This window comes from Staphylococcus sp. SUC_1.2, from assembly GCF_026222585.1.
The window spans coordinates 1-20,302 of the sequence record NZ_JANJPM010000024.1 but is presented as its reverse complement, the minus strand read 5'-3'; the positions used below and the strand labels follow the sequence as shown (position 1 = coordinate 20,302).

Genomic DNA, 20,302 nt, shown 5'->3' with positions numbered 1-20,302 from the left:
CTTTTTTATTAAATAAATATTAACTATGCTTCAAAATCTATAATAATCCTTCCAGCGTTCTCATGATTAAGTACTGTCTCAATAGAATGTTTTAAATCTTTAAAAGCAATTGTATTTTTAATTTCATGTAATTTATCAGATTTTAAATCAGTTGCTAATCTTCTCCATACACGTTGACGTAATTTCATTGGTGTCATAACTGAATCAAGTCCAACGACGCTTACACCGCGAAGAATAAATGGAAATACTGAAGTTTCAAAGTGGTTACCTCCAGTCATACCAATTAATGCAACACCACCACCATTTGTTAGATGCTTTGCTATATAAGGTGTTCCAGGACCACCGCAAGGATCAATAGCAGCTTGCCAAGTTCTTTTTCCTAATATTTCATTACTATCTTCAGAAATACGATCGATAACTTCTCTTGCTCCTAATTCTTTTAATTTATTTGTAGCTTTTTTATTTCCAGTACTTGCTACAACTTTATAACCAAGTTCATTTAACATCATTACAGCTAAAGACCCAACACCACCAGAAGCGCCACGTACAAGTACTTTATCGCCTTCAAGTGTCATAAAGTTTGCTTTTTCTAATTTTTCTATTGCTAAACCAGCTGTGTAACCAGCAGTCCCATAAATCATCGCTTCTTCAAGTGTTAGATTTTCAGGACATTTAACAATCCAATCTGATTTAACACGGGCATACTCACTAAATCCACCGTAATGATTGACGCCTAAATCATAGCCAGTAATAATAACTTCTTCACCTTTTTCGATTGTAGGGTCATCAGATTCTACAACTGTACCTGCCAAATCAATTCCAGGAACCATTGGATATGATTTAAGTACACCGCTATCTTTAACAGTGGCTAAGGCATCTTTATAATTAATACCAGAATATTGAACTTTTATTAAAACTTCACCTTCAGGTAAATCATTGATTGATAAATCCTTGAAATCACTTGTGACGGTGCCATCATTATCTTTTTCAACCATAAACGCTTTGAAATTTACACTCATAAAATCGTACTCCTTAAAAATAAAAAATTAGATGTTAATTGCATATCCTAAATAACCATACCACATTTTAAATGAGTCATTAAGTTAAAAAGTTTATATAAATTAAATATAAAATAGTCTGTATTTTGATAAAAAAATAATTATATTGACAGTAAAACAGCATAAATATATAATTTTATTGATAATGATTATCAATATATATTTTAATTTATAATAAAATAATTTAATATAGTGTTTAAAATGTGTTTGATAAGGAATAAGGTATTATCTAGTTTTGTGAAAAAATAAGTACAATAAAAGAGGGGAAATATGAAAGAAGAAATTGAAGAAATTAAACAAGATAATGTAAGTGAGTTAAGAAAAATTGCAGAAAAAACATTTTATGATACTTTTAAAGGTAGTTATACTGATGAAAACTTTAAAAAATTTTTTGAAGAAAACTATAATGAAACGAAGTTATTATCAGAAATCGAACATCATCAATCATTTCACTATTTCTATAAGGTCGATGATGAGATTGCTGGTTATTTAAAATTAAATATTAATGAAACACAAACTGAACCAAAAGGTAATCAATATTTAGAAATTCAGCGCATTTATTTTGATAAGGATTACCAAGGTGGAGGGAGAGGAAGTCAATTTATTCAATTAGCGATTGATAAAGCAAGGGAGTATAATAAATCAAAAATATGGTTAGGTGTTTGGGAAAATAATCCTTCTGCCATTAGCTTTTATAAAAAGCAAGGCTTTGAAATTACAGGACAACATGATTTTATTAATGGTAATGTAATAGACACGGATTTAATTATGGAAAAAGAAATTTAAAATAACACAATAAAGCACTAAGCGTACAGAAAAGTTCTGTACGCTTAGTGCTTTATTATTTATCTAAAATATCTCTCATAAGTTGAGTTAATTTTTTTAGAGATTGATTATTACGATTTATAAGTGCATGTTGATGAATGGTAGGAATCCTATCATGAATTAAATGATTTAGTAACAATTCTTCGTCTGTGTACCAAACTTTTGCTAGACTATTCAGCACATCAATATAGACGCCACGTTCTTCTTTATATTCTTCGTGGTTAGGAGTATATAAACAAACTTTTTTATCAATAGTTAGGGCATCAAAAATGATAGAAGAATAATCAGTAAGTACAATGTCTGATACTAAGATTAAGTCTTGTGTTTCGATATCCATAGGAGCCTCAATGACACCTTCTGGAATAGCATCATCACCTTCAATATGCCCCTTATATATCACATAGTATTTTTCTAGTAACTCTGGTGTCATCGTTAAAGGCGTAAATGATTCTGTATTTTTATGCCATGTTGGCGCATATAATAAAACAGGTTTTGTATGATTGAGTTTTAATTTTTCACGTATTTTTCTTTGCTGATTTTGATTATCTTTATAGTTTAGTAAATAACTTACTCTTGGATAACCAAAAGGAAGAAATTGAACCGTTTCATTAGGAAAAGCAGTCTCAAATAAACCTTCTGAAGCTTTTGAATCTAATAAGACATATGATTGGTGTTTCCATTTATTATATTTTCTTGCTCTGTAATTATAAATAGTTTGATTTTGATAAGGTTCTTTACTATCTAAAAATAATTCTTTAATAGGTGTACCATGCCATAATTGAATGACTGTACCATTAGGTTGGTAAGCTTCAGGCATATAACTTTCAATGACTACAATTTTTGCAGTTTCAATAAGTTCTTTATTATGTTCTGCATCAATGGGAAGGAAATACGGTCCACGTCTATCGTCAGTAATGTAATAAGCTTCTGTTGTTGGATTTCGTTTTACAAAATAATTAAAAAGGTATTTAGAGTTACCCCTATAGCCATAATCGAATCCTAAAAATACGACATGATTTTTCAATTTGGATGTATCTTTAGTATAGATATAACTTAATTTTTTATGATTTTGAATAGCACGTTGATGAATTTTATTGTACATCCATTTAGGTAATTTAAATTTTGTTGTTACAAGCCAGCTATCAGCAAAACGAAGAGTTTCGTCAGCTAATGGATGCTTATATTTAGGAAATGGAATCGAATGGTCGTGGATATAAGCTAATTTATTTAAATCAAAGTGATTGGCAATTTTAATTTCTCGTGTATCTAATGAATTCCAAAATGAACTAGATGTCTGTAATTCTTCAATAAAATCAAAAACAACATGTCCATCTATATCGATCTCATTTTTTAAAATAGTGATGACTGCTAGATCCATAATAGATTGAATTTGATATTTTGAAAGGTAAATCAGCGCAGTATCAATATTATAAATGATATTTGGATAATGATTAATATTATTCATCCAAGCGAGAAAACTTAATTTATCATTCCCAAAATAACGACAATCATTAAGGTAAACACCATGGATTGTGTAATCAACCGCAATAGAATGTTCACCTAATGGGACAGCATTAAGCATGTCTTGATTAATTTTTATTTCGTTAGAATAGGGGATAAAATGTGAATACCCTGCAGATTTAGCTTTATTAAGTTGTATATCTAGATGTGCCATATTAGATATATTTATTTGTTTAATCATTATGCATTATCCTTTAACTCCTAAATTTCATATTTTTATTTTACCATGCACTTTTAAAAAATTCATATTTACATGAATGATCATATAAAATCATATATTAATGAAAATTCAAATAGATTTTACTACTATTGTTGACATAAATTATTTTTACAGTATTGTCAATTGTGATAAGAAATGTTATATTATTTTTGTGAAAATATTCACAAAAATAAAAAGTGTAATATTCTAATTTTAACTTGAATACAATATGTTAATTTTTGTGAATACCTGTTAAAATTATAAAAGTGAATTTTTAGTTGTTTAGCTAGATAATTCATCAATATAATAAAATATTAAGGAAAGAAGCGTTTAAACTATGTTAGTACATTCTTTTAACCCTTTTGGTAACTTAGCGTTATCTAGTTTAATTGCAGCAATTCCAATCATTTTATTCTTGTTATGTTTAACTGTGTTTAAAATGAAAGGGATTTATGCAGCAATCACTACTTTAGTAGTTACTTTACTTATTGCATTGCCATTCTTTAAATTACCTGGTGGTATTGCTACAGGTGGTGTAATAGAAGGATTCTATCAAGGTATTATCCCAATTGGTTATATCGTTATTATGGCCGTTTTATTATATAAAACGACTCAAGAATCTGGTCAATTTAGTACAATTCAAGATAGCATTATGAGCATTTCACAAGACCAACGTATTCAATTATTATTAATTGGTTTTGCTTTTAATGGCTTCTTAGAAGGTGCTGCAGGTTTCGGTGTGCCAATTGCAATTTGTGCATTATTACTTGCACAACTAGGTTTTAAACCTTTACAAGCAGCTATGTTATGTTTAATTGCCAACGCTGCTTCAGGTGCATTCGGTGCAATTGGTATTCCAGTTGGTATTGTGAATACACTTCATTTACCAGGACATGTTGAAGCAATGAGCGTGTCTCAAGTGTCTACACTTACTTTAGCAATTATTAACTTTATTATTCCATTCTTATTAATCTTTATTATTGATGGTTTTAAAGGTATTAAGGAAACATTACCACAAATTTTAGTAGCTTCAATTACTTATACAGTATTACAAGGCTTAATTACAGTATTTGTTGGTCCAGAATTAGCTGACATCATTCCACCATTAGTGACTATGGGTGTGTTAGCAGTATTCTCTAAAAAATTCCAACCTAAAAATATTTTTAGAATACAAAAAGATGTTAAACCAGAAGCAGTTACTCCACATAGTGGTAAAGAAATTTTATATGCATGGAGCCCATTCATTATCTTAACTGTAATTGTAATGATTTGGAGTGCAACATTCTTTAAAAACTTATTTGCACCAAATGGTCCTTTATCAGCATTGGTATTTAACTTTAATTTACCAGGAACATACAGTGATGTAGCACATAAACCTATTACATTAAGTTTTAATTTTATTGGTCAAACTGGTACAGCCATTTTACTTACAATTATTATTACAGTTTTAATGTCTAAAAAAGTTAATTTCGGTGATGCAGGACGTTTGTTCGTAGAAGCATTCAAAGAACTATGGTTACCAATTTTAACTATTTGTTTCATTTTAGCAATTTCTAAAATCACTACATATGGTGGTTTAAGTGCTGCAATGGGTCAAGGTATCGCAAAAGCAGGCGGCGTGTTCCCAATTTTATCTCCAATCTTAGGATGGATTGGTGTGTTCATGACTGGTTCTGTTGTAAATAACAACTCATTATTCGCACCAATTCAAGCTTCAGTTGCCCAACAAATTGGTACAAGTGCACCGTTACTTGTTGGAGCGAATACTGTTGGTGGTGTGGCTGCAAAACTTATATCTCCACAATCAATTGCGATTGCAACAGCAGCTGTAAAACAAGTGGGTAAAGAATCAGAATTACTTAAAATGACATTAAAATACAGTGTTGCTTTATTGATATTTATCTGTATTTGGACATTTATTTTATCAATGTTTATGTAGTTATAATAAAAAGGATTGCAATTCGGAGAATTGCAATCCTTTTTTTATTTGAAAATAGAATAAAAAGCATTATAGATTTTATCTGGAGAATAGCTTTCAAGAGTTTGATGGCTTGCTTCAATCATATTTTCTGAATGCTCTTTCTTTTGAATAGCAAGATCAATATATTTTGCTAATGATTGTGCATTCGCATAGTCTGCTAAATAACCATTTTTATTATGTTGAATCAGTTGTGAAGGTCCAAGTGTATCTTTAAAACTAATAACAATATTGTCTTGAGCCATTGCTTCTAATATGACCATTCCAAACCCTTCATTTCGTGAAGGAACGACAGTCATTCGACTTTGCGCTAATTTTTCATTAAGGTGTTGAGTAGCTGGATATATAGTTATTAAGTCATTAAGCTGGTGATGATTAATAGTTTCTTGTAAATGTTGATGTTCTTGACCTTCACCATAAATCTCAATTTTATATTTTTTCTGTCTAAGCGTATCTTTAATGAGTTGGACACTTTCGATTAAAATATCATAACCTTTTTCATATTCTAGACGTCCGGCACTTAAAATAACATTTTTTTTAGGTAGATTTAATTTTTTAGTGCGAATAATATTAGGAACGACATATACAGGCGTTTTAATGAATGATTCATAATGGTCTTTATCCGTATGAGTTAAAGTGGTTAGTGCGTCTAGATGTTGATAAGCATCTAATATTTCTTGTCGATACGCTTTGGGATAGGCATTTAAATTCATATGCTCCATACCTATTGTCATTGCATGTCCATGATAATATTTAGAAATAAATATATTAAAACTTGCTCTTGTACCTATGAGTACATCGGTATCTATATCATTAATTGCGCGTATCAATTTATGTTCAATATACTTCGAGAATTGATTTAAACCAGGCTCATGTTTTGAAAGGTAGATAGGCTTTAATAAAGGAGTGTATTTATTAAGCCGATTCATGAAGATAGAAATCACATTTTGTGGTTTTAGTCTATAATCAACTAAGTGTTTTATTTTAATAGAAGAATTAAGTTTGAAGTAAGGCTTATCTTTAGCTCTAAAAATAGAGATAATTTTAACGTTATGACCTTTGTCCGCTAAGGTATTTGCTAATTCAGTCATTGCTTTAACTGTGCCACCTAAAGCATATATATTATGCATTAAAAAAGTAAATGATTTCATGATTGTACCTCGTTATTAATAATATTATAAAAATTATAGCATGTAATAAACCAACTGTATAAATATTGTGGGCTTTATAATAAAATTAAAATATTTTTGAAAACAGAGATGACATAATGTAATAATTCGTGTAAATACTTTTTTCAAAGAGAAATTATGTATATAATTACTATAGTAATTAAAATTTTGTTTACGTTTTTAACGTCAAATTAATATTTATTTTTTATCAATTAAAGAAAGCGTTTTAAATTGAAAATGGTCGTATTTATTTCGACTGAAGATGTAATTATAAAAGGGGGACTGGGTTGTTATGAGTATAGAACATAGCAAAACAGATGTCATCTTAATCGGTGGCGGAATCATGAGCGCAACATTAGGAACATTACTAAAAGACTTATCTCCAGAAAAAGAAATTAAAATTTTCGAAAAATTGGAACAATCAGGTGAGGAGAGTTCTAATGTATGGAATAATGCTGGAACAGGACATTCAGCTCTATGTGAATTGAATTATACAAAAGAAAATAAAGATGGCAGTATTGATGTAACAAAAGCAATTAAAATTAATGAACAGTTCCAAGTATCTAAACAATTTTGGGCTTATCTAGTCAGAACTGGTCAACTAGAACATCCAGGTAATTTTATTCAATCTGTGCCACATATGAGCTTTGTTAAAGGTATTTTAAACGTAGACTTTTTGAAAAAACGTGTAAAAGCTTTAAAAGAAAATATTTTATTTCAAAAAATGGAAATCACAGAAGATCGGGATCAAATTGATGAATGGGTGCCGTTAATGGTAGAAGGTAGAACATCACCCGTTCCTATTGCATTATCTCGTGATGAAACTGGTACAGATGTAAACTTTGGAGCACTCACTAAAAAATTAATTTCTAATTTAAAAGAACGTAATGTAGACGTTACGTATCATCAAGAAGTTCAAAATATTGAACGATTGAACAATGGTTATTGGAAAGTGACTGTCAAAGATTTGAACTCTAATACAATTCATACGTTTGAATCTGAGTTTGTGTTCATCGGTGCTGGAGGAGCAAGTCTTCCACTTCTACAAAAAACTGGAATTAAGCAGTCTAAACATGTAGGTGGTTTCCCAGTAAGTGGTCTTTTCTTACGTTGTAAAAACGAAGACGTTATTGAACGTCACTATGCAAAAGTATATGGTAAAGCAGATGTTGGAGCACCGCCGATGTCTGTACCACATTTAGATACACGATTTGTAAATGGAGAACGCTCTCTATTATTTGGACCGTTTGCAGGTTTCTCACCTAAATTTTTGAAAACAGGATCAAATTTAGATTTAATTCGCTCTGTTAAACCGAATAATATTGTGACGATGTTAACAGCAGGAGTTAAAGAGTTCAATTTAACTAAATACTTAGTTTCTCAATTAATGCTTAGTCATAAAGATCGAATGAATGATTTAAGAATCTTTTTACCGAATGCTAGAGACAAAGATTGGGAAGTTGTTATTGCTGGACAACGTGTTCAAGTGATTAAAGATACAGAAGATAGTAAAGGGAACTTACAATTTGGTACAGAGGTCATTACTTCTGATGATGGATCACTTGCAGCATTATTAGGTGCTTCTCCAGGAGCTTCAACAGCTGTCGATATCATGTTAGATGTATTAAAACGCTGTTACAAAAATGAATTTGATGCTTGGATTCCAAAAATTAAAGAGATGATTCCATCGTATGGACTTAAACTTAATGAGCATGAAGAAGTTTATAACGCAGTAAATAAAGAAGTAAGAAAATATTTAAATGTGAAATAATCAAAAAAACAGGTAGTGTCCTTTTTAACACTGCCTGTTTTTGTCTAATAAGTTAAAATAGGGTATGTGGAAATAGAATTTTAAATGTCGTGCCACTTTCAGAATTACTAGATACACATATTTTACCGTGATGTAAATCAATGATGGACTTAGTAATTGCTAGTCCTAAACCATTACTATTATCACTAGCATTGAGTTTATAAAAACGATCAAATAGATGTGGTATCGCTTGTTTAGAAATAGTTTGTCCTTCATTTGTTACCGCAAAAATAATATGATTATTTTCTTGATTCAAAGTAATATCGATAATGCCATTTATATCTGAATATTTAATAGCATTTTGAATTAGATTCGAAAATGCTTGATGTAAAAGGCGACGATTTCCCTGGAAATATATGTTATGCATATCAGATAATAACATCAATGATTTATCATCAATCGTGTATTGTTCATGTCGAATGATATCAGTAATGAGTGAAGATAATTCTAATTTATCGTCAACAGATAAGTGATTCGCATTATCTAATTCAGATAGTAATAGTAGTTCTTTTATTAAGTTACTAAGACGTGTAATTTCTAAATGAATATCATTGATTAAACTATGACGTTCATCTTCTGAATGCGCAGATTGTAATTCAGTTAATAGTCTTTCAATATGTGTAAGAGGTGTTTTAATTTCATGTGAAACATTTTGAACAAAATGCTGACGCATGTCATCTAATTGTTTTAATGACTGACGCATGGTATCAAAGCGAAACTGTAAAGTTCCAATTTCATCATGACGTGTACGAGAAATGGGTGTTTCAAAATTCCCATTCATTAATTGTTCTGTCGCCAATTTTAACTTTTTAATAGGTTTAATGATCGAGTATGTTGAAGCAATAACAAGCGAAATAGATATCAGCAATAAGAAAATAAGTAATACAAATAAAAATATTCTAAACTCGCCGAATGTTTTACCTATATCTGGCCGCATAAATACTGCTATAGGTTCATGGTCTTCATAAAATCTTATGCCCACCGTGTTATCTGTTTCGTTATCAAAGAAACCTGTCACAAATAATTCAAAAGGTTTGTTTTTTATACCGTGATAATCATGACCACGCATAACTTGGTTAATAGATGATGAGGACAGTGTATCTTTTCTAAAAGGTTCACCATAAAATGTTTTTTGTCCTTGTTTATCGACGGTAACGATTTGATAATTCATTTGTCCTAAATGTTGAAAATAAGACTTTACGTATTTTGAAGGAAGTTGATGTTCGTATGTACGAGCTTCTTTTAACGTACGCATAATTTTAGTGTCATTATTTTCTTTGAGATTGAAATGATAATATATATTTGCTATGAAAAAACTAACTAATGCACTAAAAATAATCACAGTAATAGTATAAATCGCAATGCGACTATATAATGTTTTAAACATCTTTATTCACCTTGTATCCCTGGCCTCTTACTGTTTGAATTTCAATAGTTGCCTCTAATTTTTTTAACCGTGTTCTTAAACGCTTAATATGAACGTCTACTGTTCTTTCATCGCCTGTATAATCGAAACCCCAAATTTTTTCAATAATAGACTCTCTTGTGTAAATTTGTCTTGGATGAGTGCATAATAAAAATAGGAGTTGGAATTCTTTAGTAGGAAGATTCATTTTTTTAGATGCTACACTTACCTCCATAAATTCATCATTTAAAATGACATTTCCTATTTCAATCTTATTTTGTGTATTAATTTGATAACGACGCAAAACGGCACGAATTCTAAATAATAATTCTTTAATTTCAAATGGCTTAGTTACATAGTCATCTGTGCCACTGACAAATGCGCGTTCTTTATCACTTAATGCATCTCGTGCTGTTAGCATAATAACTGGTAATTGATAGTGATCTTTTAATAATTGACATAATTCAAATCCATCCATACCTGTCATCATAATATCTACAACTGCGATATCCACGCGATGATGATTAAGATATTTTAATGCTTGTTCTCCACTCGAATGTGTCACGGTTTTTATATGATCCGCTTCTAAATGTTTAGAAACGTAATGCAAGAGTTTTGGATCATCATCTACAATTAAACATTTTATCATTTACTTTTCGCTCCTTTTCTAATTATTATACGAATCTTTAAAATCTAAGACAATTTTCTTTGTTGTTCATATTCAGTTCATATTTACTCTCTATACTGTTTAATAAAGATAAATAGGGAGGAAAAAGAAATGAATTTAGCTTGGAAAGAAATAAAATTTTATAAGTTTCGATATATATTAATTATGCTAATCATCTTCTTACTAGGGAGTATGGTATTATTTATTAATGGTTTAGCTCAAGGTTTAGCGAGAGAAAATGTGTCATTTTTAAATAATCAAAATGCACAAACATATATTATTGAAAAAATGAAAGAACCTAAAATTGAAACATCACAACTTGATTCAAATCAACAAAATAAGATAGAAGATATTATAAATCAACAAGCAACACATCTTGGACCACAAACATTAAAATTAAAACAACAAGATCAAGATATTCTTACGTTCTCTACTTCTAAAGAAGATCGTCCCTCTTTAAAAGAAGGTCGCTATCCTAATCATTCACATGAAGTTGCAATAAATGATAAATTAACGGGACAAGATGTAAAAAAAGGAGATATGATTAAGTTTAAAGGTCATAAAGAAGCTTATAAAGTAAGTGGTATTATTGAAGATACAATGTATTCTCATAGTTCAATGGTTATGATGAATCATTCAGATTTTAAAACGCTTAATAAAAATTATTCTACATTCTATCCAGTTAAAGAATTAAGTAAAAAAGATAAAAATAGAATTAATGATATTTCTAATGTAACAACTGTTAGTGAAAAAACATTGACTGATAACATTGCAAGTTACCAAACAGAACAAATGCCATTGAATTTAATGATAATTAGTTTGTTTGTGATTACAGCAATTGTATTAAGTGCATTCTTTTATGTTATGACCATTCAAAAAATCTCACAAATAGGCATATTAAAAGCAGTAGGTATTAAAACGAGACATTTATTAAGCTCATTAATTATAGAGATTATTTTAACTACCATGGTTGGTGTTATTTTAGCCACAGTACTTATTTTAATATTAAGTTTAATTATGCCAGTGACTATGCCATTTTATTTAGGTTACGGTACAATTTTATTAATGATTGTTATTTTTCTTATTGTAGGATGTATCGGTGCCTTACTATCATTTATCAAAGTAGTAAAAGTGGATCCAATTGATGCTATTGGAGGTATGGAATAATGACATTAAAACTCGAACATATTAGTAAAACATTTGGAGAAGGTTTAGCGAAGACAAAAGTATTAAAGGATATTAATTTAGACGTTCAACCAGGAGAGTTTATTATTTTAAATGGTGCATCAGGTTCAGGTAAATCGACACTATTAAATATATTAGGTGGGTTGTTAACACCTACTGATGGTAAGATATTATATGAAGGTCATGATTTGTATTCAAATTATAAAAATAGTACAGAATTAAGACTTAATGATATTGGTTTTATTTTTCAATCGTCACATCTTGTGCCTTATCTAACGGTTGAAGAACAACTCACTGTTATTGCTAAGGAAGCGGGAGTAAATAAAAAAGAAGCCGTTTCAAATGCTAAATATTTATTAACAGAAATTGGTCTCAAAGATCGTTTGGATGCATTTCCACATATGTTATCAGGAGGAGAAAAGCAACGTGTAGCAATTATGCGTGCCTTTACAAATAATCCTAAAATTATTCTTGCAGATGAACCAACAGCAAGTTTAGATGCAAGTCGTGCTACGAAAGTAGTAGAGATGATTAAGGAACGTATAAAATCTGAAGAGATGGTAGGTATTATGATTACACATGACGAGCGATTATTTGACTATGCTGATCGCGTTGTAAAATTAGAAGACGGCAAAATACTTAATTAAAAAGTGAATAGTATTCATACTATGGAAAAGTCTGGATCATATAAGAAAATGATCCAGACTTTTTGTATATTAAAGTAATATCCAAATTGATGCTATAAATACTCCGACTAAATACAAAGTCAAAAGTAATTTATATTGATATATAAGTGAAAGAAAATCTCGTAAGAGCGCTTTATCTAGAAAATGATAAGGCGTTGAACTTCCTAATCCTATTATGTTTATATTTAACTTTTGTGCAAAACGTAAGGCTCTTAAAATATGAAATTGACTCGTCACACATAAAATACTAGGGACATTTTCAAACGATGTATTAATGAAAGATTTAGAATATAAAAAGTTCTCATATGTACTGCTTGATTGTGATTCCATCAATATTGAAGAAGATGACACACCACATTTAATGAGATAATTCTTCATTGCTAAGGCCTCTGAAATTGGTTCGTCAGGACCTTGACCACCACTTACCAATATGTTGCAATTATGCGACTGTACTTTATAGATTTTTAAAGCTCTATCCAGTCTAGAGGCTAGCATAGGAGTGATTGTTTCAGTGAATATACCTGCGCCAAGTATAAGAATCACATCATATTGTTTATGGGTTTTAGCACGTCCAAATGCAGAAGAAAAAATTAAATATATAATGAAAGTGTAACAAGCACTAAATAAAATTAAAGCAATCCATAAAAACATGCCATTTAAAATAGATAATGGTATTGTACTAAGATATATAAATATACCAATAAATAAGACACCATTTATTAATCTACGAAACATTTTGTTTAAGAAACGGGTTCCTTTTTTTATTTTAAATAGATGAGAATGTTTGACAAGCAAACCGATGGTAGAAATGATAATTAATATAAACAATCCAGTTGGTAGAGTCATGGTCATGATATTAATGAGATTAATGGTGAAACATAATATCACGCTTGTAATAAAAAAAGAAAGGGAGATAAAATGTCTTATATTAAACAAAACACTTAGGATAATAATTAAAACAATAAATAATAAAATGATTGCTAGCATATTTAATAACCTCATATCTATTTATATATTTAAATGTAATGAAAGGGTCACAATTTAGCAACTATTATATTTTTCTATTTGTTTTCAACGTGGAAAATTATTGATATTATTTAACAGAGTATAAAAATTAACTACATAATATATGAAATTATTTAAGTAAGGAGATTTGTAATGAATAGAATCTCAAAAAATCATATTGAATTTATGAAACATTTCATAGACGATACAAATACATTAACGTCTAAACTTTTAAAAGATCAACAAGTAAAATATGGTGTTTCTACTGAGCAATCGAATGTACTACGATTACTTAGTCATCATCAAGCTTTATCTATAACAGAAATTACTGAAAAACAAGGGGTTAATAAAGCGGCAGTAAGTCGTCGTATAAAAAAATTAATAGAAAGTGACTTTGTTGCATTACAGAAGCCTAACGATAAAATAGATCAACGTTTAAAGTATATTGTTTTAACAGAGAAAGGGCGCCAATATACGGAAGAAAATAACGAAATTATAAGTCAAATTGTGAATGATATGGTTAAAGACTTATCTAGTAGTGATATAGAAAAAGCTCTGAGTGTGCTTTATATTATAGATGAACGTGTGAAGCAGTTTAATGCTAAGGTAAAATAAACGTTAATCGGAAGTTATCTCCACAAGAAAAAAGGGTTATAATATTTGTGTGAAAAATATAAATGACATTGCATCTTATGAGAGGAAGTTGATGAGAAAATGAAACAATGTCCTTATTGTGGACAAGAATTAAATAAAAGTGATAAGCAATGTTCTAATTGTGGAAATATGATACCAAAAGAAAAAAATAAAGCAACATCGTCCTCTCAATCAGAACAATCTAATTTAAAATTTAAAAAGTTTATTCCGTGGGTCATTATAGCTTTCATTGTTGTTTTAATTGGTATTGTTTTCATACTATTAAGAAATTTCAATTCCCCCGAAGCTCAAACTAAAATTCTTGTAAACGCAATTGATAACAACGATGCTCAAAAAGTAGCTACGTTAATTAGTACTAAAGATGTTCCTGTAGATGATGAAGAAGCAAGTGTTTATATTCAATATATTAAAGATGAAGTTGGAATGATGAAATTTATTCACGATGTCAAACACACAACAGATAAATTAAATAAAAGTAATCATGATTCTGCCTATATACAAACAAAAACAGATAAAAATGTATTAAAAATTAGTAAAAATGGAACGCGTTTTTTAATCTTTAATAATATGAGTTATAGACCACCTACAAAAACGGTTATTGTTAAGCCGAAAATAGATACAAAATATAAATTTAAAGCTGGTGGAAAACGTAGAGTCATTCATGCAAAGGCGAATCAAGCAACTTCTATTGGCAAATACATTCCAGGTGTTTATGCTATCGATGCTGAAAAAGACACGGAATATGGTCATTTTACAGGTCAAATGAAATTTGATTTTAGATATGCTAAAGGAAATACTGTGGATGTTAATGAGAACTTTAACGAAGCTGCACTTAAAGTTAAATTAAAGGGTAAAAGTGACTTAGATAAAAACACATTAAAAGTAACTATTAATGATAAAGAAATGAAATATGATGCATCAAAAATATATGGTCCATATCCTCAAAATAAAGACATTAGTGTTTCAGCTACAGGTATGGTTAAAGACAAAACATTTACGTCTACAAGTAAAACAATAAAAGCAAAAGATTTAGGAAACATTAATAGTGCCATACTGGACTTTGATGAAGATAAAATTTCTGATTATGTTTCAAAGAAAACTGAAGAAGAAAGTATACTTAGAGTTACGTTAGAACCATTTTTTAATCAATATGCTTATGCTCTAAATAATGCTATTAATCAACAAAATTTTGATATAATAAGTCCATTTCTAAAAAATAAGTCTGATGCATATATAGATATAAAAAATCATTTAAGTGATTCAAAGCATTTTGAGTTCTCACAGTTGTTAAGTGCAACTCAAAGTGGAGATATTATTAAAGCTAAAGTACAACAAATTAATCAACGCGGAGAAATAGAATATGTCACTTATGAAATAGAAGAAAATAAAGATAATGGAATATTACAAATTATAAACATTAAATAGATACTAAGGAGAATATTTAAATGGAACAAAGACATAACCAAGATAAGCATTCCTTGTTATTTATTATTATTCTAGGTATGTTGACTGCTATAGGACCTTTAGCGATTGATATGTTCTTACCCGGTTTACCTGAATTGAAAAATGATTTCAACACTACGACAGCTCATGCTCAATTAACACTATCGTTTTTTATGATTGGTCTTGGAATTGGTAATTTATTTGTAGGACCGATTTCCGATAGTTTGGGGCGTAAAAAACCTTTAATTATCGTTATGACCATTTTTACTCTTGCAAGTCTCGGAATCATATTTGTTCATAACATATGGCTTATGATTATCTTAAGACTTTTACAAGGTATTACTGGGGGAGGCGCGGCAGTTATTTCAAGAGCCATTGCAAGTGATTTATATAAAGGTAATGAATTAACTAAATTCCTATCTTTATTAATGCTAGTTAATGGTGTTGCTCCGGTTATTGCGCCTGCGCTTGGAGGTATCATTTTAAGTGTAGCAGTTTGGAGAGTCATATTTGTTATATTAACTATCTTCGGTATATTAATGGTAATGGGGAGTCTAACAAAAATACCAGAATCGTTAAGTTTAGAGTATAGAGATAGCAGTGGTATCAAAGTGATATTTCAGAATTTTAAAAGCTTATTAGGTACACCACGATTTGTGCTACCCATGCTCATACAAGGTGTTTCATTTATTTTATTATTTAGTTATATTTCTGCTTCACCGTTTTTAGTTCAAAAAATTTATGGTGTCTCTCCACTGCATTTTAGTTGGATGTTTGCTGGAATAGGAATAACATTAATCGTCTCTAGTCAATTAACAGGAAAATTAGTAGATTATATTCATACGCAAACACTTTTAAGGTTATTGACATGTATCCAAGTTATTGGTGTATGTATAGTTTCGTTAACGCTCATCCAACATGGATCATTCATTTTTTTAGTGATTGGTTTTATAACATTAGTAGCTCCAGTTACAGGTGTAGCTACTTTAGGGTTTTCTATTGCGATGGAGGAAAGTACCACTGGTAATGGTAGTGCTTCAAGTTTATTAGGACTTGTACAATTTTTATTTGGAGGTATTGTTACACCTTTGGTAAATGTAAAAGGAGAATATAACAGTATGCCTTATCTAACAATCATTATTAGTGCAATTGTAATCCTTGTTATTTTACACCTTATTAATTTTAAAGTGTTTAAAACAAAAAGATAAATAAAAAGGAGCAAAACAGAGTTTAATTTGATTCTGTCTTGCTCCCTTCTTTATTATCTCTGTAACTTAATTGTATTGGATAATAAAGAATTTGCTACTTCTTTAGGACTTTCTTGGCAACCACTTCTTAGCCAATAAAGAATTACTCCAATTTGACCGCTAACGGTATAAGAAATAAAAAGTTCTCTATTTTGAATTAAAGTTTCATTTTCAACTAAAATCTTAGCGTAATATTTCTTTGTAATATCTAAGTAGTCCATAGTTAAACTTTTATTTGGATTTGAGATGAAAATAGCGTGGAAAAAAGATTTCTTTCTATATATATATTTGAGAATAATATGGAAGAACTTAAATACTTTTTCAGGCTCTTTTTTTATATTGTGAAAATTATTAGAAAGTGCTTTTAATAATTTTTCATACTTATTTAAATGGTAACTTTGGATTGTAGACAATAAGTCGTATTTATCCTGAAAATTATCATAAAAGGTTGAACGATTAATTTTACATTTTGCACATATCATTTTAATTGAAATTTGTTCGAAAGGATAATCTTCTAGCAAATCGATCATACTTATTATAATTTTATATTTCGCTTTTAATTTCATGTATGTCACCTAAATTAAAAAGAATAACCGACAATTTTTTAAGTTTTGTTGGTGTTTTTTTTATTGATATGTCTTTATAATATATAAAGTGATTTTTAAAAGCAAATAGGAGGAAAGTTCAATGAAGAAAATGGTGTTAATCAATATCATTACTATCGTTGCTTTAGTTATTATCGGAGTAGTTGGATTTTATTTCTATCATAATGCAACTAGCTATGTAACAACTGATAATGCTAAAGTTGACGGTAATCAAATTAAAATTGCGAGTCCAGCATCTGGACAAATTAAATCTTTTGACGCAAAACAAGGCGATCAATTGAAAAAAGGTGACACAGTGGCAGAAGTAACTGCTCAAGGTCAAGATGGTCAAACTCAAGATCAAAAAATTAAAATGCCACAAGATGGTACAATTGCTAAAACTGATGGAATGGAAGGCTCTATCGCTCAAGCAGGTTCACCAATTGCTTATGCATATAATTTAGATGATTTATACATTACAGCTAATATCGATGAAAATGATTTAAGCAGCATTGAAAAAGGCGATAAAGTTGATGTAACAATCGACGGTCAAGATTCTAAAATCGATGGTAAAATTAAAGAAATCGGAAAAGCAACTGCAAATAGTTTCTCATTAATGCCATCATCAAACAGTGACGGTAACTATACTAAAGTTTCACAAGTGATTCCTGTGAAAATTTCTTTAGATTCACAACCATCTAAAAATGTTGTTCCTGGAATGAACGCTGAAGTTAAAATCCATAAAGACTAAGGAGGTCATAAAATGACAGTGACCTTCATTATTGGATATATCGTTTCAGCGGTCATTTTAGTTGGTTTAATTAATTTATTCGTGTTGAAATCACGTCATAAATCTAAATTAAATCAATCAAAGGGACAACAAGTAAATGAAGAATCTAAGAGTCAAAATAATCCATCTAAATTTAAAATGAGTGACTTAGAACAAAATAACGATGCAAAGAATGCATCCTCTTCTCAAATCAGTGAAGAGAAAAAACGTTACTTTAATAATGATCAATCTCATTATAAGGAAGATAACGATATCAATAATGATAAAAGAAAAAATCATTTTGAAGAAGAACAAGAACAACAAGATTCATCTTCAGAACAAATTCATCCTGAGCAAAAACAAACGTCACATTCCTTACACTACTCAGATGATGAACAACGCAATACGCATTCTGAAGATACAGTAAATCATAATGATAGAGATGTTAATAATCAACATCTTTCCAAAGATTCTATTTATGAACCTATTAATCCTGATTCACAAGAAGGACGTGTGAACGAACGTATAAAAGACCAAACACAAGATTTTGTCTTCGGTGCAGGGATTACAAGAGGTAAAATTTTAGCTGCTATGTTGTTTGGTATGTTTATCGCAATTTTAAACCAAACATTACTTAATGTAGCTTTACCTAGAATTAATACAGAGTTCAATATTTCTGCTTCAACTGGGCAATGGTTGATGACAGGATTCATGTTAGTAAATGGTATTTTAATACCAATAAGTGCGTTTTTATTTAATAAGTATTCATATCGTAAGCTATTTTTAATAGCGCTTTTATTATTTACAATCGGCTCATTAGTTTGTGGTATTTCAACTAACTTCCCAATTATGATGGGAGGACGTGTTTTACAAGCAATTGGTGCAGGTATATTAATGCCATTAGGATCTAATGTAATTGTTACTATTTTCCCACCTGAAAAACGTGGTGTGGCAATGGGAACAATGGGTATTGCAATGATTCTTGCTCCAGCGATTGGACCAACATTATCTGGTTACATCGTCCAAAATTATCATTGGAATGTTATGTTCTATATGATGTTTATCTTAGGATTACTTGCTTTCTTATTTGGATTAGTATGGTTCAAAATCTATCAAAAAACAATCAATCCAAAAGCAGATTATCGTGGTATCGTATATAGTACAATTGGATTTGGTGCTTTATTATATGGCTTTAGTGAAGCTGGTAATAAAGGATGGGGTTCAACTGAAATCATTATAATGTTTATCATTGGTGTTGTGTTCATCATCTTATTTGCTATTCGTGAATTAACAATGAAAGCACCAATGCTTAATTTAGAAGTGCTAAAATCACCAACATACACGCTTACTACTATTATAAACATGGTAGTAATGATGAGTTTATTTGGAGGTATGATTTTATTACCATTATATCTTCAAAATTTACGTGGTTTCTCAGCATTAGATTCTGGTTTACTATTATTACCAGGTTCATTATTAATGGGTGTATTAGGACCTGTTGCTGGTAAATTACTTGATACTATTGGTCTTAAACCACTTGCTTTATTCGGTATTGCAGTGATGACTTACGGAACGTATGAATTAACAAAACTGAATATGGATACTTCTTATCTTCATATTATGAGTATTTATGTAATACGTTCACTAGGTATGGCATTTGTTATGATGCCGTTAATGACTGCAGCTATCAATGCCTTACCACCTCGCTTAATTTCTCATGGTAATGCGTTCTTAAATACGATGAGACAATTAGCTGGTTCAATTGGTACTGCGATTCTCGTTACTGTAATGACAACTCAATCTACAAATCATCTGAATGCATTTTCAACTGAATTAGATAAAACTAATCCAGTCATTCAAGATCATGTACGTGAAATGGCAGCACAATATGGGGGTCAACAAGGCGCATTACAAGTTATCTTGACTTATGTAAATAAATTAGCCTCAATCGAAGGGATCAATGATGCGTTTTGGATTGCTACAGCATTAAGTGTCTTAGCATTCGTTTTAAGTTTATTCTTAAAAGGTAAAAAAGGTGCTAAAGCTGAACATGACAGATTGATGAGTAAAGAAAGTAATAAATTTTAATAAATAAAA

General features: G+C 29.9%; 17 protein-coding genes. 10 read left to right on the top strand and 7 right to left on the bottom strand.

What is annotated here, in order from left to right; genetic code table 11:
- Window positions 1–23: 23 nt before the first annotated feature.
- Window positions 24–1,019, bottom strand: a complete 996-nt coding sequence (locus tag NR218_RS09030; protein ID WP_048680383.1) for an acryloyl-CoA reductase — start codon at window positions 1,017–1,019, stop codon at window positions 24–26.
- Window positions 1,020–1,328: 309 nt separating this feature from the next.
- On the opposite strand from NR218_RS09030, the gene NR218_RS09025 reads away from it, so the two are divergent.
- Entirely contained in the window at window positions 1,329–1,844 is a 516-nt protein-coding gene (locus tag NR218_RS09025; protein WP_048680377.1) for a GNAT family N-acetyltransferase, read from the top strand.
- Between the two features lie 55 nt (window positions 1,845–1,899).
- On the opposite strand, the gene NR218_RS09020 is transcribed toward NR218_RS09025, so the two are convergent.
- Window positions 1,900–3,585, bottom strand: a complete 1,686-nt coding sequence (locus NR218_RS09020; RefSeq protein ID WP_049413622.1) for a CDP-glycerol glycerophosphotransferase family protein — start codon at window positions 3,583–3,585, stop codon at window positions 1,900–1,902.
- Window positions 3,586–3,940: 355 nt separating this feature from the next.
- Between NR218_RS09020 and NR218_RS09015 the strand changes: the two genes are divergently transcribed.
- Window positions 3,941–5,542, top strand: coding sequence for an L-lactate permease (locus NR218_RS09015; protein WP_002448432.1), 1,602 nt, complete (start codon window positions 3,941–3,943; stop codon window positions 5,540–5,542).
- Window positions 5,543–5,586: 44 nt separating this feature from the next.
- Here NR218_RS09015 and NR218_RS09010 read toward each other — a convergent pair whose 3' ends face one another.
- Window positions 5,587–6,732 (bottom strand): glycosyltransferase family 4 protein, encoded by a 1,146-nt coding sequence (locus NR218_RS09010; protein ID WP_017174932.1) that lies wholly within the window; start codon window positions 6,730–6,732, stop codon window positions 5,587–5,589.
- A 310-nt stretch (window positions 6,733–7,042) separates the two neighbouring features.
- Between NR218_RS09010 and mqo the strand changes: the two genes are divergently transcribed.
- The gene (gene mqo, locus NR218_RS09005; protein ID WP_070508190.1) at window positions 7,043–8,521 is read left to right on the top strand and encodes a malate dehydrogenase (quinone); all 1,479 of its coding nucleotides are present in this window, start codon (window positions 7,043–7,045) and stop codon (window positions 8,519–8,521) included.
- 52 nt (window positions 8,522–8,573) lie between these two features.
- On the opposite strand, the gene NR218_RS09000 is transcribed toward mqo, so the two are convergent.
- Together NR218_RS09000 and NR218_RS08995 are read right to left on the bottom strand one after the other, a co-directional pair.
- A complete protein-coding gene (locus NR218_RS09000; protein WP_070508191.1) occupies window positions 8,574–9,947 on the bottom strand; it encodes a sensor histidine kinase in 1,374 nt (457 codons plus the stop codon).
- A complete protein-coding gene (locus NR218_RS08995; protein WP_017174929.1) occupies window positions 9,940–10,614 on the bottom strand; it encodes a response regulator transcription factor in 675 nt (224 codons plus the stop codon). Before NR218_RS08995 ends, NR218_RS09000 begins: the two co-directional genes overlap by 8 nt.
- 129 nt (window positions 10,615–10,743) lie before the next feature.
- On the opposite strand from NR218_RS08995, the gene NR218_RS08990 reads away from it, so the two are divergent.
- Both NR218_RS08990 and NR218_RS08985 read left to right on the top strand, forming a co-directional pair.
- The gene (locus tag NR218_RS08990) at window positions 10,744–11,799 is read left to right on the top strand and encodes an ABC transporter permease (protein ID WP_061815614.1); all 1,056 of its coding nucleotides are present in this window, start codon (window positions 10,744–10,746) and stop codon (window positions 11,797–11,799) included.
- On the top strand, window positions 11,799–12,464 hold the full coding sequence (locus NR218_RS08985) for an ABC transporter ATP-binding protein (protein WP_049413630.1): 666 nt from the start codon (window positions 11,799–11,801) through the stop codon (window positions 12,462–12,464). The genes NR218_RS08990 and NR218_RS08985 overlap by 1 nt, the downstream gene beginning before the upstream one ends.
- A gap of 69 nt (window positions 12,465–12,533) precedes the next feature.
- Here NR218_RS08985 and NR218_RS08980 read toward each other — a convergent pair whose 3' ends face one another.
- Window positions 12,534–13,490 (bottom strand): YdcF family protein, encoded by a 957-nt coding sequence (locus NR218_RS08980; RefSeq protein ID WP_416346228.1) that lies wholly within the window; start codon window positions 13,488–13,490, stop codon window positions 12,534–12,536.
- 171 nt (window positions 13,491–13,661) lie between these two features.
- On the opposite strand from NR218_RS08980, the gene NR218_RS08975 reads away from it, so the two are divergent.
- From NR218_RS08975 to NR218_RS08965, 3 genes are all read left to right on the top strand, one after another.
- The gene (locus NR218_RS08975) at window positions 13,662–14,123 is read left to right on the top strand and encodes a MarR family winged helix-turn-helix transcriptional regulator (protein WP_017174925.1); all 462 of its coding nucleotides are present in this window, start codon (window positions 13,662–13,664) and stop codon (window positions 14,121–14,123) included.
- 99 nt (window positions 14,124–14,222) lie between these two features.
- Window positions 14,223–15,587: a zinc ribbon domain-containing protein gene (locus tag NR218_RS08970; RefSeq protein WP_019834778.1), complete on the top strand. Its 1,365-nt coding sequence runs from the start codon at window positions 14,223–14,225 to the stop codon at window positions 15,585–15,587.
- Window positions 15,588–15,607: 20 nt separating this feature from the next.
- Window positions 15,608–16,813, top strand: coding sequence for a multidrug effflux MFS transporter (locus tag NR218_RS08965; RefSeq protein WP_049417324.1), 1,206 nt, complete (start codon window positions 15,608–15,610; stop codon window positions 16,811–16,813).
- 53 nt (window positions 16,814–16,866) lie between these two features.
- Here the strand turns inward: NR218_RS08965 and NR218_RS08960 are convergent, their stop codons facing one another.
- Window positions 16,867–17,418, bottom strand: a complete 552-nt coding sequence (locus NR218_RS08960) for a TetR/AcrR family transcriptional regulator C-terminal domain-containing protein (protein ID WP_049413638.1) — start codon at window positions 17,416–17,418, stop codon at window positions 16,867–16,869.
- Between the two features lie 121 nt (window positions 17,419–17,539).
- Here NR218_RS08960 and NR218_RS08955 point away from each other — a divergent pair, with 121 nt between their 5' ends.
- Complete coding sequence (locus tag NR218_RS08955; RefSeq protein WP_048682185.1) at window positions 17,540–18,187, top strand: HlyD family secretion protein; 648 nt, start codon at window positions 17,540–17,542, stop codon at window positions 18,185–18,187.
- 12 nt (window positions 18,188–18,199) lie between these two features.
- Window positions 18,200–20,293 (top strand): DHA2 family efflux MFS transporter permease subunit, encoded by a 2,094-nt coding sequence (locus NR218_RS08950; RefSeq protein WP_070813329.1) that lies wholly within the window; start codon window positions 18,200–18,202, stop codon window positions 20,291–20,293.
- Window positions 20,294–20,302: the final 9 nt, after the last annotated feature.